The following is a 16,772-nucleotide window of genomic DNA, read 5'->3' as shown; positions in this document are numbered from 1 at the left end:
CAAACTGCCTGCATGACAACCCGGCCTTGACCCCATCAGGTCACGCTGCAGGATAGGCGTCACACGGCCCTGCGCGGCGCTACCCCTCGATTGACCGGTGGGGATCAAGGCATGTGGACAGGCTGCTCGTGGCGAATGACTCAGTCTGGCGTTCATAGCCGCTAACAAAACCATGTCACCGTCAAACACCTGATCGGCGTTTGACGCTGCATGGCGCGTTACAAGAACAATGAGCTCAGCGCCGCGCTGTTCAAGAAAATCGCACCGCCGTTGCCGGTAGTCACACCCTCGGCCCAGGGCGGTCGAGCGCGGGTGCCGGACCCCAGCGCCTTTAGTCTTCGGCGCACTGAGCGAGCTAGCGTCCCCGAACGGCGCGCCCCCTCCGCGCTGCCCCCGCCACCTGGCAGGCCCTCCGATACGCCCGCAGCGTCATCTCCGCCCGCTGCATCACCGTGTCTTCCACCGTGGCCGCGCCTCCGGCCAGGTCATCCGCCTGGGCCTGCAGCAACTCCGCCGGGCTCATGCCTGAGGCCTCACCCGTCAGCAGCGCAATGCCTTCGCTCACGTGCCCCATGGTGTAGACGTGGAACAGCCCGCGCTCTACCGCGTCCAGCACGCTGCGGTCCAGCATCAAGTGGCGTTGGTTGCGGGCGGGGATCAGCACGCCGTGGGTGCCGTCCAGCCCCGCCGTTGCGCAGGCGCGGAACCAGCCTTCGATTTTTTCGTTGATACCGCCCACGGGCAGCACCTCGCCGTGCTGGTTCAATGCGCCGGTCACCGCGATGCCCTGGCGCAGCGGCAGGCCCGACAGGCTGGACAGCAGTGCGTACAGCTCTGCGCACGAGGCCGAATCACCTTCGATGCCGCTGTATTCCTGCTCGAACACGATGGACGCGTTGAGCGCCAGCGGTGCCACATGGCTGAACAGCGCGGTGAGGTAGCTGTGCAATATCAGCACGCCCTTGTCGTGGATGGGGCCGGACATGTCCACTTCGCGCTCGATGTTGAGCAGGCCTTCCTGCCCGGCAAACGTGCGCGCGGTGATGCGCACCGGAAAGCCAAAGCGGTAGTCGCCCAGGTCGATCTGCGTGAGGGCATTGATCTGCCCGGTGACGCTGCCGGTGAGGGTGATGAGGCGTTCCCCCTCCACGATGGATTCGTGCAGCTGCTCCTCAGGGTAGTTGTGGCGCAGCATGCGGGCCTGCTGCGCGGCGCGCACATCGGCTGGCTCCACCAGCGTGCCACCCCGGGCCTGGCACAGCGCGGCGGCTTCCATCAGCAGGGCTTCGATCAGTGCGAACTGGGCACTTTGGCGGCCCTGGTCGTCGGCCTCGCGGTGGGCTTGCTCCAGCAGCAGGGCTACGGCGGGCGCGCCAAAGTGGGGCAGGCCCCGGCGTTTGCAGCTGTGGGCCACAAAGATGGCGCTGGCAATGCGGGTGGCAGGGCTGGCGGCAAAGCGTTCCACAAAGTCCACCTTGGCGCGAAAGCGCCGGGCGGTGTCGGGGTCGGTTTCCTGCAAGGCGTAGTACTCGTCCACCGAGCCGATCAGCACGATCTTCACATCCACCGTCACGGCTTCGGGTTGCAGGGCCACGGGGGCAGAGCCACTGCCGCTGCTGCCGGATTCGTCAATGTGCAGGCGGCTGCAGCGCAAAAAGCGGCGCAAGCGCGCCCACAGGCCTTCTTCGCTGACCAGGTCGTGCAGGTGCAGCAGCAAGAAGCCGCCGTGCGCACGCAACAGGCTGCCAGCGCGAATGCCGGTGAAGTCGGCGTGGGGCGTGTCGCCATCGCTGTGCGGTTCGATGTTGCCAAACAGCGTGCGGTGCTGCGGGTTGTCTTCCACGATGACGGGCGCACTGGTTTGACCGTGGTGGTCTACCGCCACATGCACCTGGCACAGGTGCAGCAGCCGGTTCAGGGCGTCATGGGCATCGCCGTCGTCTTCGTCATCGCTGGGCGTGCTGGCCGGGTTGCTGCTTTTGTCGGTACTGGTGTCACCGGGGCTGTCTTTGGGGGGCTCCGCCAGTTCAAACCAGTGCAGGTGCTGCAGCAGTTCGCGTTCCACTTGCTGCAGCCAGGTTTGCAGCACCTCGGGTTGTTCGGGCACGGTGCTGCGCACGGTGGCCAGGGCTTGCTGCACCAGGGGGCGCACGGTGCGCTTGCGCAGGTCATTCAGGGCGTCGTCACGCACGCGTTCCAGCGGGCGCAAGGTTTGCGCAAACGCGATGATTTCGGCGCGCAGGGCTTGTTCGGCTTCGTCGATGCGGGCGCGTTGCTCGGGGGGCAGGGCGCGGGCTTCGGCTTCGGTCAGGGGCTGGCCGCTGGCGCCTGTGAGGGTGAACACCATGTGCCCGCCGTCTTCGTCAGAGCGCTGCAGCCGGAACTGCCGGGCCTGGGCAAAGGCCTCCAGCACGGCAAATGCCTTGGCTTCTTGCGCTTCGTAGGTTTGCTCAATGGCGCGGGCCTGGGCGCGGAAGTCAGGGCTGCTCAGGTGGCGCGGAATATCGGTTTGCAGGGCCTTGGCCAGCTCTGCCATGGCCCGGCGCAACACACGGCCCTGGCCTGCGGGCAGGCGCAGGGCGCGGGGGCGCTCGGGGGCCTCAAAGTTGTGCAAGTAGCACAGGTCTGGCGGCACCGGCCGCAGGGCTGCGGCCGTCTGCATGGCCTGGCGCATGAGGGATGTCCTCCCGCTGCCCACTTCGCCCAGCACAAAGAGGTGGTAGTCGGGCTGGTTCATCTGCAGCCCGAACTGTGCGGCAGCCTGCGCGCGTTCTTGCCCGATCCATGGCAGGGGCAAATCTTGCAACTCGGCGGTGCTGGCAAAACCGAGCGAGGTGGGGTCGATGGTCAGGCGCAGTTGCGAGGCGGAGAGGGCGTTGGCGGGCATGGCTGGGTGCAAAAACCTTCCAGCGTTTGCCGCTGGGTGCAGGTTGTTATCAATGAAAAGTGCCTGCAGCGCTTGATGGATAAGCGCAGCAAGCTATAAAAATAGTAGCAAATGGCATTGAACGCAGCTGCACACCTAACGTGGCGTGGTGCAGTTGCTGGCACACATTGCCAATCAGTGTGCCACCGGGCACCGCCCTTGGGGCGCACCGCCGGCCAGCGCGTGCTTGCGAGCGTCTTCCTGCGCGTCAGCCCCGGCCACGGTGGTGGGCCAGCCTTGCAGGTGCTGCTGGGTGATTCGGCTCAGGGCGCCAATCCACGGGTGGGTGTCGTTCAGGCAAGGGATGTAGTGGAACTCTTTGCCACCGTGGTGCAGGAAGGCTTCACGCACTTCCATGTTGATTTCTTCCAGCGTTTCCAGGCAGTCGCTGGTAAAGCCGGGGCAGATCACATCGACACGGCGCGTGCCTTTTTGGGCCAGGGCTTCGATGGTGGGCTGGGTGTAGGGCTCCAGCCACTTGGCCTTGCCAAAGCGCGACTGGAAGGTGATCTGGTAGCGGTCTTCCCGCAGACCCAGGCGCTCGGCCAGCAGGCGGCCGGTTTTGCGGGCTTCGCAGTGGTAGGGGTCGCCCAGGTGCAGGGTGCGCTCGGGCACGCCGTGAAAACTCATCACCAGTTGGTCTGGCTGGCCGTTCTCTTTCCAGTGCGACTCCACCGTGCGCGCCAGCGCTTCGATGTAGCCGGCGTCGTCGTGGTAGTGGTTCACAAAGCGCAGCTCGGGCACGTTGCGGGTGCTGGCCGCCCAGGTGTAGACGGCGTCAAACACGCTGGCGGTGGTGGTGCCGGAGTATTGCGGGTACAGCGGCAAAATCAGAATGCGCGTGGCGCCTTCGGCCTTCAGCGCATCGAGCTGGCTGGCGATGGAGGGGTTGCCATAGCGCATGGCGTGGCGCACCAGCACGTTGTGCCCGGCTTCGCCCAGCCAGCCGCGCAGCAAGGTGGCCTGCTTGGCCGTCCACACCGCCAGGGGCGAGCCTTCCGGCGTCCAGACGCTGGCGTATTTGGCGGCAGATTTGGCCGGCCGCACCCGCAAAATGATGCCGTGCAGGATCAGCATCCACAGGGGCTTGGGGATCTCGACCACGCGGTGGTCTGACAGGAACTGGCCAAGGTAGCGCCGCAGCGCGGGCGCTGTGGCTTCGTCGGGCGTGCCCAGGTTGCACAGCAGCACGGCGGTGCGCTCGGGTTGGCCGTGGGTGTAGGGGGGTTCTGGATGGAAGGGTGAGCGCATGCGCTGATTGTGGCAAATGCGGCGGGAGCCGTTGGCGTGGTGGAGTATTCTCTGGCCCCTATGCCTGCTTCCACCCCCGATGCACCCCAGCTTGCCGAGGCCGCCTTGGCTCTGGACGTGGGCCGCGTGCGCGCGATCTCCATTGATCTGGACGACACCCTGTGGCCCATCTGGCCCACCATTGCCAAGGCCGAACAAGTGCTGCTGCACTGGCTGACCTTGCACGCACCGGCCACTGCCAGGCTGTTTGCCAACACCGAGGCGCTGCGCGCCATACGCAACCAGATGGTGGCCTTGCGGCCCGATCTGGTGCACGACTTGAGCGCGCTGCGGCTGGAGTCGATTCGCCTGGCGCTGCAGCAAGCGGGCGACGAACCCGCCCTGGCCGAACCTGCATTTGATGTGTTTTTTGACCAGCGCCAGCGGGTGGAGCTGTTTGACGATGCGCACGACACGCTGGCGTTTCTGTCGGCCCGTTACCCGGTGGTGGCCGTGTCCAACGGCAACGCCGATGTGCACCGCGTAGGGATTGGCCACTATTTCAAGGCCAGCATCAGCGCCAAGGATTTTGGTGTGCCCAAGCCCGATGTAAGAATTTTTCATGCAGCGGCCCAGGCAGCCCAGGTGCAGCCCCACGAAGTGCTGCATGTGGGCGACGACGCCACAGCGGACGCCCAGGGCGCGCTGGCGGCTGGTATGCAAGCCGTGTGGCTGAACACCGCCGGGCACGACTGGCCGCACCCTGAGCGACCCCATGCCACGGTGGCAAGCCTTACGCACCTTTGCCGCCTGCTGGGCTGAAGGTATGGCTTGCGCTGTCCATTGTTTGAACGCTGATTGATTGACCCTAGCCCGAGACGCCCATGCCGAAAACGCCGATTCCCCTGCCGCAGGTACGCACCGTCGGACTCATGCAGCCCATGACCTGGTTGGTGCTTGCGTGGCGTGACATGGCCCGCTCGGGCTGGATCAGCTTTGCGCACGGCCTGGCGATCACTGCCTTTGGCGGCGCCATTCTGGCGGTGGCACACCACCGCTTCTGGCTGCTGGCGGGGGCTTTGTCCGGCTTTTTGGTGGTGGCGCCCGTGCTGGCCACGAGCCTGTATGCCCTCAGCCGGGCGCTGGAGCAGCGCCAGGAGGCCAATCTGGGGGTAGTGCTCAAGACCTGGTTGAACTGGCAAAACAGCCACCTCAACAAGTGGGGCAACGACTATTGGTGCATGGTGCAGTTTGGCGCGCTGCTGGCGCTGGCGGCCACGGGCTGGGTGATTACTTCTGCCGCTTTCATTACCTTGCTGGCACCGGTGCCTGTAGAGACGCCCATGGACTTCATGCGCCATGTGGTGCTGGCCAACAACGGCTGGCTGTTTGAGCTGTGGCTGGCCTTGGGCAGCCTGCTGGCGGCGCCGATCTTTGCGTCGAGCGTGATTGCCATGCCGCTGCTGTTGGACCGGCGCGCTTCATTGCGGGTGGCGGTGCTCACCAGCTGGCAAGTGGTGGTGGCCAACCCGCTGCCCATGGCGTTTTGGGCAGCCTTGATTCTGGGCTTCACCTTGCTGGGGCTGGGCTCCTTGCTGCTGGGGCTGATTTTTGTGATGCCGATGCTGGGCCACGCCAGCTGGCACGCCTATCGTGACCTGGTGGATGCATCCAGCCTGCCGCTGCGCGATGCGGCAGTGGCCACGGGGCAACGCAGTGGGGTGTCATCGTGATTTTTGGTTTTACCGAGGCGCAGATTTCGGGCTTCTTCCTCACCTATGGCGTGGGGGCTTTCATCCTCTACATGCTGTTCATCATTGGGCAGCTTGCGTGGGAGTCCAAGGCGGGTCGCTTTGGCACCTTCGTACTGTTTCTGGGTCTGGGGGTGGGTTTCCTGGGCTTTCTGGCCAAGGTGGTCATCCAGTGGTGGCTGGAGCGCTGACACGCGCCCATCGCCCCTTCTTCATTCGCTGCGCCGGGTGTCTTTGGCCGATTGCCATGTACCCGTCATGAGTGATCTGACAGAGTTTCTTACAATCCACAGCTTCTTGGTACACAGGGCGCGTTCGGCGCCCTTCATATGGAAATAGCAATACTGTTCGCTCTCATCTGCCTCAACGGCGTATTTGCCATGTCGGAAATCGCGCTGGTGACTGCGCGCAAGGCGCGGCTGCAGAAGTTGATTGATGAGGGCGACAACGGCGCTGCCGCCGCCGTCAAGCTGGGTGAAGACCCCACGCGATTCCTGTCCACGATCCAGATCGGTATCACCTCCATCGGTGTGCTGAACGGTATCGTGGGTGAGGCGGCTTTGGCTGCGCCTCTGGCCGAGTGGCTGACCGTGGTGGGGGTTCCATCGCCTTACGCAGGGTATGCCTCCACCGGTTTGGTGGTGGTGCTCATCACCTACTTCTCTATCGTGGTGGGCGAGTTGGTGCCCAAACGCATCGGGCAGTCTCATCCCGAGACATTCGCCCGGTTGGTGGCGCGCCCCATCAATCTGCTGGCGGTTGCGACCAAGCCGTTTGTGCTGCTGCTGTCGGGCTCCACCCGCACGCTGCTGCGCTTGCTGGGCGTGAAAGAGACCAGCGGCAGCCCGGTGACGGAAGAAGAAATCCACGCCATGCTGGTCGAAGGCACGACGGCCGGGGTGATCGAGTCGCACGAGCACACCATGGTGCGCAACGTGTTCCGGCTCGATGATCGCCAGATCGGCTCCCTCATGGTGCCCCGTGGCGATGTGGTGTGTCTGGACCTGGATGCGCCTTTTGAAGAGAACCTGCGCCGCATCGAAGAATCTGACCACGCCCGCTTCCCGGTGGTGCGCGGTGGCATGGATCACCTGAAAGGCGTGCTCAATGCCCGCCAATGGTTGTCGCGCGCGCTGCGCGACCCCAAGCACACGCTGGAAGACCAGCCCTTGCAGACCGCACTGTATGTGCCTGAGACCATCACGGGCATGGAGCTGCTGGACAACTTCCGGCTGTCGGACGTGCACATGGCCTTTGTCATCGACGAGTACGGCGAAGTGCAGGGCATCGTCACGCTGCAAGACCTGATCGAGGCCATCACCGGCGAGTTCCAGCCCCGCGATCCAGAGACCTCCTGGGCTCTGCAGCGGGAAGATGGCAGCTGGCTGCTGGATGGGCACATTCCCGTGCCCGAACTCAAGGATCGCCTCAACCTCAACTCCGTGCCAGAGGAAGAGCGCGGTCGCTACCACACCCTCAGCGGCATGGTCATGCTGCTCACCGGCCGTCTGCCCAAAGTTACGGACACCGTGCAGTGGGAGAACTGGAAGCTGGAAGTGGTGGACATGGATGGCAAGACCATCGACAAGGTGCTGGCAACCCGCCTCCCCAGCCCGGAAGACTCAGCGGCTAAAGCGCAGGAAGCGGGCGGCTGAGCGCGGGCTTGGCTGCCAAGCGGCCAGCTATTGATCCGGCATCAATGAAGTTGAATCAAGCGGCATAGCGAACCGGCTCATGCTGGAAGTACTTGCGGATCCTCTCGGGCTGACGCTGCACACTGCGTAGATGGCGTGCAGTCGCCTTGACCAACTGCAGCTTGGTGCGTGCAGGTGCCAGTTTCGTGACCGCCTGCTTGATGTCAGCGTTGGCCATTTCATCGGGGTTCAGTTCCGGGCTATAGCTTGGCAAATAGAACACCTCAATCGCATCGACATGCTCGGCCAGCCAGGCCTTCACAGGCTTGGCGTGGTGCACCCGCAGGTTGTCCAGGATCAGAAACACCTTCTTGGTGGCGCCCTTGATCAGCCTGCGCAGGAAGTCGATCAGGATCTTGGTGTTGATCGCGCCTTCAAAGATGCGCCAGCGCATCTGGCCCTTGTTGGTGACGGTGGAGATCACCGACAGGCCGTGGCGCTTGTTGTTGACCCGGATCACCGGCGTCTGGCCCTTGGGGGCAAAGCCGCGACCGCGTACATCGTCACTGCGCAAGCCGCTTTCGTCTCCCCAATGGATCTCGGCCCCCTCGGCCTTGGCCCGTGCCGCAATGATGGGGTAATCCTCTTCGTGCCACTTCTTGACTGCAGCGGGCGATTGTTCGTAGGCCTTCTTCATGGGCTTTTGCGGGGTGAAGCCCCAGCGGGCCAGATACTTTCCCATGGTGCGCACTTGCAGCTTGACGCCAAAGTGCTGCTCGATCAACTGCGCCACAGCCTGCCGTGTCCACAGTGCATAAGGCATCTTGAGCTGATCGGGCGTCTTGTCCATGATCAACTTCTGAACCCGTGCCTCTTGCTCGGCGCTGAGCAGCCGCTTGTCGCCCAATTGGCGTCCGCCCGGGGCATCTTGCAGCGCATCCGCACCGTGCTGTTCATGGCGCTTGCAAATGTTGAATACACCGGTCTTGCTCAACCCTGTCAGCTGAGCGATCTCCTCAAGCGTATGGCCCGCTTTGCGTAGTCGGATGACCTGTACACGACGCTCGTGGCGCGCTGGTCTTGGCAAACTTCTCATGTCTGTTGCGTTCATCACTGAACTGATGATGACAGACTCTAAAAGTTCAAATTAATTAAGGCCGGATCAATAATTCAGGCTGTGCCTGTTTTCCAGAGCCGCAAACCCAGCTCCCGCGCGAGCTGGCGGTATTCCTCCACACTGGCTTGCACGTAGGTATCCAAGGCGGCACCGGTCAGGCGGTGCGGCGTCAATCCATGCATTTGGCACAGTGCCGCATAGCCGGGGTCTGCATGGGCCTGCGCGAAGGCTGCCGTCCAGGCCGACACCAGCGCGGGTGGCGTACCCATGGCCATGTAGACGCCCCGCACGGTGGGCCATACCAGATGCGTGGCTTGCTCTGTGGCGGTGGGCACCTGGCTCAGTGCGCCAGGCAGTCGGGCGGGGGAAAGCACCGCCAGCAGCCGAAATTTCGCGCCATGGGCCTGTGCCTTCATGGCCTCGGCGGCGTCTCCGGTAAAGACGTTGATGTGCCCGCCTACCAGCGCCTTGATGGCCTCACCGCCCCCTTCAAAAGATACGAAGCGCATGTGGCGGGGGTCTCTGCCAGCATGGCGCACCAGCAGCGCGGCTTTCATCCAATCCTGGCTGCCCAGCGTGCCGCCGGCCCCAAACACCATCCGCTGATTGCTGTCGCGCAGCGCCTGCATCAGTTGCGTGAGCGTTTGAAAGGGGCTTTGTGGGTGTACGGCCACCACGCCGTAGTCAGTGCCCAGCGTGGCCACCCAGCGCACTGCGTCCAACCGGTGCGGTCCAAAACGGCCTTGGGCAATATTCAGTAGCGAGCCGCTGGAGAAGGCCACCAGAGCGTGGCGAGAATCCAGCCGACTCGTGGCTGCCCGGTCAAAAGCCACGGCGCCAATGCCGCCTGGCAGGTAGCGGGTGCGCAGTGGCGCAAAGGCGGGGCGCACCTTGGCGATGGCCTGGGAGGCCAAGGTGCAGGTCAGATCAAAACCACCGCCCGGCTTGGAGGGTGCGATGCATTCGCTACCAGCCAAATCCTTTGCGGTGGCATCTTGCCCCCACACCCAGCGCGGAGTCAGCGCCAGCGCAGCTGCGTGCAGTGCAACGCGGCGGGGCAGAACAGCGGATTCCGAAGGGCTTGGCATAGTGCTGGATGCAAGGTTTACAGTAGCTGGCTCGCGGAGGATGCTGCTGCGTCGGGGATTATGTGGGCCCGGCTGTACCACCCTGGTGGGCGGTGGGCTTGGGCCACCACACCAGGGCCAACAGACCTTGGCCACTTTCCCGGTTTTGCAGGCGTAACGAGCCCCCATGCCGTTGTGCGATGGACCGCGCAATTGACAACCCCAGGCCCGAGCCAGCCGTCTTCGCCTGCGGCCCGCGTTTGAAACGCTGGCCCAGGGTGGCATGTTCCTGCTCGGTCAGTCCGGGGCCGTTGTCTTCCACGCTCAGGCTCCAGCCCAGCTCGTCCCCGGCTGCTGCCAGCGTGACAGTGCCCCCTGATGGGGTGTAGGCAATGGCGTTGGCTGCCAGATTGGTCAGCGCTTCGTGCATCAGGTGGGCATCGGCAACGGCCATGGCATGCGACGGGGCAGGCGGCTGAATGCCAAAGTCGATCTGCTTGGCGCGTGCCTGGGGTAGCAGTTCGAGAGCGACCGTGCGCAGCAGGCTGGACAAGTCCAGGGGCGCGAAATCCAGGGCGGCTGTGTCGCTGCGCCCCAGGGCTAGCAATTGCTGCGTGCTGCGGGTGGCGCGGGAAATTTCGGTTCCCAGGGCTTGCAGTGTCTGCTGCACCAGGCCGCTGTTCGGCTCTCGCCGTGCATAGTCCACCTGCATCTGCAAAGTGGTCAGGTGGGTGCGCAACTGGTGCGATGCGTCGTCCAGAAATTCTCTTTGCTGCGTGATGAGCGCCTGGTTGCGCGCCATGTGCTGGTTGACGGCAGACACCAGGGGGCGGATGTCTGCGGGCAGATCCTGTGGCGGGATAGGCGTCATATCTTCCGGGCTGCGGTCTTGCACGCCTTGCGCCAAACGTGCCAGCGGGCGCAAGGCCAGCGCCAGGGTTCCGGCAGCACCCAGCACCATCAGCACCAGGATCATTCCATCCCGCAGGGCTGCGCGGCGCACAAAGCGCAGAGTGAACTCGCGGCGCGACTGGGTGCTTTCACCCACTTGCACGATGACGCTGGTATTCGGCTGCCCGGGGCTGGTTCCGTTCAGACTCGCATCTGCCGAAATGGGGCGCTGGTAAGCCACCAGGCGCAAGGACTCTCCAAAATACTGGGCGTCGTAAAAACGCGGAACACCTGGCTCCAGTGGGCGGGGCGGTAAGGGCAGATCGGCATTGCCCAGCTCTACCAAAGCATCGGACGTAGCTACCCGGAAGTACACCGATCCGCTGGCTGTCAGCTCAAAGAACTCCAGCATGCTGTAGGGCAGCTCGGCTGTGAGCCCGCCCGATGCGGTGGAGATGCCCGCGTCGATGGCCTTGAGCGCCCCCACCAGCGAGCGGTCATACGCCGCGTTGGCTGCCTCCAGCGCATCGTGCCGTGTCATCCAGAGTTCCAGCGCCGTTACCAGCACCAGCAGGGGCAGCAGCATGATGGCCAGGCGCTGCCACAGGCGCAGGCCGGAGAGCGCGGATGGCCATGTGCTGCGCCACAGCGCTATCAATTGCACTCCAGTGCGTAGCCCAGCCCGCGCAGGGTGGTGATGCGTACGTCGCTGCCTTCCAGCCGTTTGCGCAACCGGTGCACAAACACTTCCACGGCTTCCGGGTGAACGTCTTCGTCGTCAGAGAACACCCGATCCAGTATTTGCTGTTTGGAAAAGGGCTCGCCGCTGCGTTGCACCAGCACCCGCAGCACTGCCAGTTCGCGCGGGGACAAGGCCAGTGGCGCGCCTTGCAGTGTGAACTGCTTGCGCTGGCCGTCATAAACCAGCGAGCCGCAGGCCAGCCGGGGGTGTTCGTTGCCCCGTGCGCGTCGCACCAGGGCGTGCAGGCGTGCCTCCAGCTCCGCCAGCTCGAAAGGTTTGGCCAGAAAGTCGTCTGCGCCGGCGTTGAGTAGGCGCACCCGCTCGTCCAGCGAATCACGCGCCGTCAGAATCAGCGCGGGAAGGCGTTGGTCGCGTTCGCGCAGCCGTTGCAACACGCCATGGCCGTCCAGCCCCGGCAGGCCCAAGTCCAGCACCAAGGCGTCGTGGTCGGCATGTTGCAGGGCCCGATCGGCCATCAGTCCGTCGCTGACCCATTCGACCTGGATGCCGGCGTGCTCCAGCGCCCGGCTGAGCCAGGTTCCCAGGCTGTGTTCGTCTTCTGCCAAAAGGATGCGCATGATGGGGCGATGCTAATGCGGGATAGACGGCCTGAGGGTAGGCTCGGCAACGTCCACAGCCATTCAAGCCTGCGGTTCAGGCCTGAATGATGGATAGGGGCAGTCTGTGGAGTGCTCAGTCGGGCTTGACCTTGGCGCGCAGCAATACCTTCTTCCAGCGTTCCTGCTCTGCGGCGATGAACTGGGCAAAGTGCGCAGGCGTACCGCCAATGGCTTCGGCTGCGTCGGCGTTGAGCCGTTCGAGCGAGGCGGGGGCTTTGACGGCCTTCATGGTTTCGACCGAGAGCTTTTCGAGGTTGGCTGCAGGCATGTTCGCCGGGGCGAGCATGCCGTACCACTGGGTCATTTCAAAGCCCGGAAAGCCTTGCTCGGCCACGGTGGGCACGTCGGGCAATTGCGGCAGGCGCTTGGCCGAGCCGGTGGCAATGCAGCGCACCTTGCCCGACTTGATGAAAGGCAGCATCGCGGCTGCACCCACGGCTGAGGCCTCAAGGCGGCCCGAGAGCAGGTCGGTCATCATGGGGCCGGTGCCACGGTAGGGCACGTGCAACAGGAACAGGTCGGCAGTCATCTTGAGGTATTCAAACGCCAGGTGCCCCGCGCTGCCATTGCCGGCCGAGCCGTAGCTGAACCTGCCGGGGCTTTTCTTGGCGTAGGCGATGAATTCCTTGAGGTTCTTGACCGGCACATCGGGGTGCACCACATACAGGCTGGGCACCTTGGCCAACAGGCTCACGGGCTTGAAGTCCTTGTTGGCATCGTAGGGCAGCTTGTCGAAGATGAAGGGATTGACCGCCAGCGTGCCGATGTGCCCCAGGATCAAGGTGTGCTGGTCTTCGGCGCGTGCCACTTCCGACATCGCGATGTTGCCAGCGGCCCCTGGCTTGTTGTCCACAAAAACGCTTTGACCCAGGGTCTTGGACAGTTCGGCGGCCGTGGAGCGCGCCACGATTTCTGAGCTGCCCCCCGGTGCAAACGGCACCACAAAACGCACCGATTTGCTGGGCCAGGCGGCCTGGGCCGCTGCGCCCGCAGGCAAAAGCCCGCCCAGGGCCAGCGCTGAACCTGCACCGAGCAGGTGGCGGCGTGCTGGGTTGAAGGTAGGGGGAAGTTCAAACATGGCGATGTCTCCTCGTTCTGGTCAATGATTCATAGGCATGGGTGCCTTGAAGCATCGTGCCGAGTGGCAGCTTTCGGAATGCTGTCAGTGTGGCGTGGTCGCACTGACACAGGCTTATATTTGTTGCCCTTGCTACGCAGCAGCCCAGGTCTTCACAGTGCGCGGTCAGGCCTCTGGGGTGCCTGCCCGCACGACCCGGTTGCGTCCGGTGTTCTTGGCTTGGTAGAGCGCCGCGTCGGAACTGGCCAAGGTCGATGCCGAGTCTGGCAAGACCGGACACAAGCCCACGCTCATGGTGACTCGGATGGTCTGGCCGTCATCGCTTGCGATGGTGCTTTGCTCCAAAGCGATGCGCAGACGCTCGGCGATGGCGTGGCCTTGCTCCACCGTGGTGTTGGGCAACACCACCGCAAACTCCTCGCCTCCCAGCCGTCCCGCCATGTCTTCCTTGCGCAGCAGATTCCCGCGCAACAAGTTGGCCAGATGAACCAAGACCTTGTCGCCCGTGGCGTGTCCCCAGGTGTCGTTGACGCGCTTGAAGTGGTCCAGGTCCAGCATCAGGAAGGCCGCGGGAGGAGCGCCGTGGGCAATATGGGTGATCTCGGCTTCGAGGCGGGCCATGAAAGCGCGCCGGTTGGTCAGGCCCGTCAGGGTGTCGGTGGTGGCCAGCCGCTCCAGCGTACGCTCGCGGCGGCGGCGCTCGGTGATGTCTTGCGCCAGCCACAACCTGCCCAGGTCATCGCCTCGGGCGGTGCGTATCTGCACCATGTCGATCCGCACGGTGGTGCCTTGTGCCAGTGCCACTTCGTAAGTCGCGTTGTTACCCATGGTGTACAGCTGCTCTGTGGGGGGCAGCGCATCCAAAACCTCGGACGGAACCATGGCACGCAACTTGGTTCGATCGCAACCCACCAGCTCTTCTGAGGGCGTGCTGACGCCAAAAAGGTCGCACAGGGCTTGGTTCAGCACCACCGCGTTGCCTACCTGGTTTTGTACCAGCACCCCTCCAGGGAAGTGCCGAATCACCTCCATCAAGTGCGCCTGGGCGGTGGCCAACGCCTCTTCGGTCTCGCGCCGCTCAGTGGTGTCCACCAAGGTCCAGATCACGTCGCCCTCTGGCTGCTGCGGGTCCAGGGGGGTGCCTCTGATCGAGAACCAGCGCAGTGCGCCGGTGGCGGTGCGCATGAGGTATTCCACCTCCACGCCACCTTGCTCGCATACGACATCCACGTACTGCAGGAAGTGCGTAAAAGCCGCTTCGTGCCGGTGCAGAACGCTGGTGCTTCTGCCTTGCAGCGGCAGGCCGTCCTCCGAGAAGGTCTCCACGGCTCTGTGGTTGGCCAGCGCAATGATGCGCTCCGGGGTGGAGATGAGGAGGGCGGCGGCGGCATTTTCGAGCAGTGCTTGCCGAAGGTGTGTTTCCTGCTTGCGGGGGGTGATGTCGGTCTGGGTGCCGATGACCAGCCCGGCAATTTCTGTGTCGTCCGGCGCAACTTGCCCTCGGATTTCCATCCATCGCCATGTGCCTTGCTGGGTGAGCAGGCGTGTTTCCATGTCGAAGGGCTCGCCCAGGGCAATCTGGCGTTGCAGCGTGGTGAGCACCCGGTGGCGGTCATCAGGGTGCACATGCTCTTGCCACATTTGAAAGTTCAGCTTTTGAGAAAGCACTTCGTAGCCCAGCATCTGGTGGCAGCGCTTGTCCATCTCGATGATGCCGGTGCAGGTGTCCCATTCCCACAGACCGTCCTGCACGGCCGCCATGGTCAGGCGCAGCCGCGCTTCGCTGCGGCGCAGTGCTTCCATCACGGAGTGTTGTTCAGTCACGTCGTGGATGTACCCGTGCCACAACGTGGACCCATCAGCTTCGCGCTCAGGCTTGGCCTGGCCGGCCAACCACCGGATTTGGCCGTTGGGCAGCACTTGGCGCCATTCGTGGCTCCACAGTTCCAGCGTGCGGGCTGACTCCAGGATGCTGGAGCGCAATGCTTCAAGATCCTCAGGATGGGCACTGGCAAATGCTTGGCGGGAATCCGTCTGCGCCAGCTCTGGGGTGATGCCGTAGATGTCGGCAATACCGGGGCTCGCATACGGAAAGCAACTGCTTCCGTCAGGCCGCAACGTGAATTGGTACACCGTGCCAGGAACCTGCGCCAGCAGCTTGGCCAGGCGTTGCTGCAGTTCCTGGCGCGCCGCGTCGATCTCGTGCCGCTGCGTGACGTCGATATAAGTGCCGGTGATGCGTTGCGAAGACGGCTGACCTGCGCGCTGCACGATGCGTCCACGCACCTGCATCCAGATCCAATGGCCGTCCTGGTGGAGCAGCCGGGGCTCTGCCTCGAAGAATTCGGAGTCCCCGCGAACGTGAGCGTCGAGGGCATCACACCAGGCTGGCCAATCCTCAGGGTGGATCAACGCTTGGAGTTGCTCATGGTTGGGGTGGTAGGCTTCCTTTGGCAACCCCAGCAGACGGACCCAGCGGCGGTCAAAAAAGAAATCTCCCGCAGGCGGGCTCCAATTCCATGTGCCCAGCTTGCCGCCTTCCAGTGCCAGTCGGTAGCGTTGCCTTTGGCGCTCCAGCCGTGCATGGTCCTGCTTTTGACGTTGGAAGAGCAGCGCAATCCAGCACGCCGCCAGCACAAACGCCAGCGTTCCCACGGCATTGCGCAGGCGGCTGTCGCGCACGGATTGGTGCGTTCCCGCCATGGCCTGGTCGCGGCTGAGCCCGACGCTGACGACCAAGGGATAGTGCGCGAGTCGCTGCCAGGCGTAGAACCGGTGCACATCTTCAATAGGCGCGGCAACTTGGTATCGCCCACTGGTGCGCTCTGGGTAGCGCATAAATTCGCGGTCTGCGGGTACGTTCAGGGCCATTACCTCCTTTTGACCCTGGGAGCGCGCGAGATACGCCCCATCAGCACGCAGCAGCAGTGCTGCGTCGTTGCCCTGGGTGAATACATCGCGCAGGTTATTGGACAGGTAGTCCGGGTTGATGGAAAGCACCACCACGCAGCCAAAGCGGTTGCCTTGGCTGATAGGGTAAGACACTTGCACCGACCACTGCCCCGACACCCGGCCCAGTGTGGGGCGGCTGATGTAGAGGCGCTTTTCCGTCTCCAAGGTGTGGGCCTGGAAGTGGGGACGGTCTCCGATCGATGTGCCCAACGCCGCACTGTCGGGTGACAGCGACGAATACACGATGCGCCCACTGGAGTCTGCCACCGCGATTTGCAAAATACTGCCCGGCGGGAACGAGGCAAGTGCGTCGGACGCTGCCAACTGGAAGGTGTGCTGCGGGTCGTGTTCGTGCAGAACGGCCAGACTGCGCGCCAGGTATTCCAGCCCGCCCATCAATGTTTCCGTCTGGGCCGCAAGGGTGCGCGCAATGTGCGTGGCACGGAGTTCGGTCTGCGCCTCCGCAAAGGTCGTTTGCTCTTGCTGTTGCGCGAGCAAAAGCCACCAGTACGCGCCACAGGCAAGGAGTACCGCGGTCAATGCGCCTGTCACCCTCCAGTGCATCCAGAACTTTTTCATCGGATGCATCCTGACCGTGAACGGATGAGGGCTATGCAGGCTCGTTTTTGGCAGGGCTTTGTCGCAAGCCCAGCGGGCTTGGCCCACAGGGCGGCAGAGGCGGCTGGCAGGGAAACTGCGGACACCGTTCGGAGTGACGAGACTGCGGGGTAGGCGAAAAAACGCATTAATACCGACTTTATCGT

Annotated in this window: 12 protein-coding genes; 4 read left to right on the top strand and 8 right to left on the bottom strand. The window is 63.7% G+C overall.

Annotated features, from left to right (window positions below; genetic code table 11):
• Positions 1-355: 355 nt before the first annotated feature.
• Both AADJ04_RS10240 and hemH read right to left on the bottom strand, forming a co-directional pair.
• The gene (locus AADJ04_RS10240; protein ID WP_341239548.1) at positions 356-2,887 is read right to left on the bottom strand and encodes an ATP-binding protein; all 2,532 of its coding nucleotides are present in this window, start codon (positions 2,885-2,887) and stop codon (positions 356-358) included.
• 174 nt (positions 2,888-3,061) lie between these two features.
• Entirely contained in the window at positions 3,062-4,177 is a 1,116-nt protein-coding gene (gene hemH / locus AADJ04_RS10235; RefSeq protein ID WP_207374770.1) for a ferrochelatase, read from the bottom strand.
• A 60-nt stretch (positions 4,178-4,237) separates the two neighbouring features.
• Between hemH and AADJ04_RS10230 the strand changes: the two genes are divergently transcribed.
• The 4 genes from AADJ04_RS10230 (at position 4,238) to AADJ04_RS10215 (ending at position 7,562) form a co-directional block, all read left to right on the top strand.
• Complete coding sequence (locus AADJ04_RS10230; protein WP_198847579.1) at positions 4,238-4,978, top strand: HAD-IA family hydrolase; 741 nt, start codon at positions 4,238-4,240, stop codon at positions 4,976-4,978.
• A gap of 62 nt (positions 4,979-5,040) precedes the next feature.
• On the top strand, positions 5,041-5,889 hold the full coding sequence (locus tag AADJ04_RS10225) for a DUF2189 domain-containing protein (protein ID WP_312781778.1): 849 nt from the start codon (positions 5,041-5,043) through the stop codon (positions 5,887-5,889).
• Entirely contained in the window at positions 5,886-6,098 is a 213-nt protein-coding gene (locus AADJ04_RS10220; protein WP_044402495.1) for a DUF2788 domain-containing protein, read from the top strand. The genes AADJ04_RS10225 and AADJ04_RS10220 overlap by 4 nt, the downstream gene beginning before the upstream one ends.
• Positions 6,099-6,236: 138 nt before the next feature.
• Positions 6,237-7,562, top strand: coding sequence for a hemolysin family protein (locus tag AADJ04_RS10215; protein WP_341239547.1), 1,326 nt, complete (start codon positions 6,237-6,239; stop codon positions 7,560-7,562).
• Positions 7,563-7,617: 55 nt separating this feature from the next.
• Here the strand turns inward: AADJ04_RS10215 and AADJ04_RS10210 are convergent, their stop codons facing one another.
• The 6 genes from AADJ04_RS10210 to AADJ04_RS10185 all read right to left on the bottom strand — a co-directional run bounded on the left by AADJ04_RS10210 (position 7,618) and on the right by AADJ04_RS10185 (position 16,587).
• Positions 7,618-8,652 (bottom strand): IS630 family transposase, encoded by a 1,035-nt coding sequence (locus AADJ04_RS10210; RefSeq protein ID WP_207373071.1) that lies wholly within the window; start codon positions 8,650-8,652, stop codon positions 7,618-7,620.
• Positions 8,653-8,711: 59 nt separating this feature from the next.
• Positions 8,712-9,746 carry a tripartite tricarboxylate transporter substrate-binding protein gene (locus tag AADJ04_RS10205; RefSeq protein ID WP_207374766.1) on the bottom strand — a complete coding sequence of 345 codons (1,035 nt, stop codon included), beginning with the start codon at positions 9,744-9,746 and terminating at the stop codon, positions 8,712-8,714.
• A gap of 58 nt (positions 9,747-9,804) precedes the next feature.
• Positions 9,805-11,202 carry a sensor histidine kinase gene (locus AADJ04_RS10200; RefSeq protein WP_207374772.1) on the bottom strand — a complete coding sequence of 466 codons (1,398 nt, stop codon included), beginning with the start codon at positions 11,200-11,202 and terminating at the stop codon, positions 9,805-9,807.
• Between the two features lie 68 nt (positions 11,203-11,270).
• Positions 11,271-11,936 (bottom strand): response regulator, encoded by a 666-nt coding sequence (locus AADJ04_RS10195; RefSeq protein WP_066690211.1) that lies wholly within the window; start codon positions 11,934-11,936, stop codon positions 11,271-11,273.
• Positions 11,937-12,051: 115 nt separating this feature from the next.
• Positions 12,052-13,056 (bottom strand): tripartite tricarboxylate transporter substrate binding protein, encoded by a 1,005-nt coding sequence (locus AADJ04_RS10190; RefSeq protein WP_341239546.1) that lies wholly within the window; start codon positions 13,054-13,056, stop codon positions 12,052-12,054.
• 165 nt (positions 13,057-13,221) lie between these two features.
• A complete protein-coding gene (locus AADJ04_RS10185) occupies positions 13,222-16,587 on the bottom strand; it encodes a PAS domain-containing protein (RefSeq protein WP_341239545.1) in 3,366 nt (1,121 codons plus the stop codon).
• Positions 16,588-16,772: the final 185 nt, after the last annotated feature.

Origin of the sequence: uncultured Acidovorax sp. (assembly GCF_964021665.1) — a bacterium.
Lineage (GTDB): Bacteria > Pseudomonadota > Gammaproteobacteria > Burkholderiales > Burkholderiaceae_C > Acidovorax > Acidovorax temperans.
The sequence above is the reverse complement of the archived record's forward strand: the minus strand, read 5'-3'. Positions and strand labels throughout refer to the sequence as shown.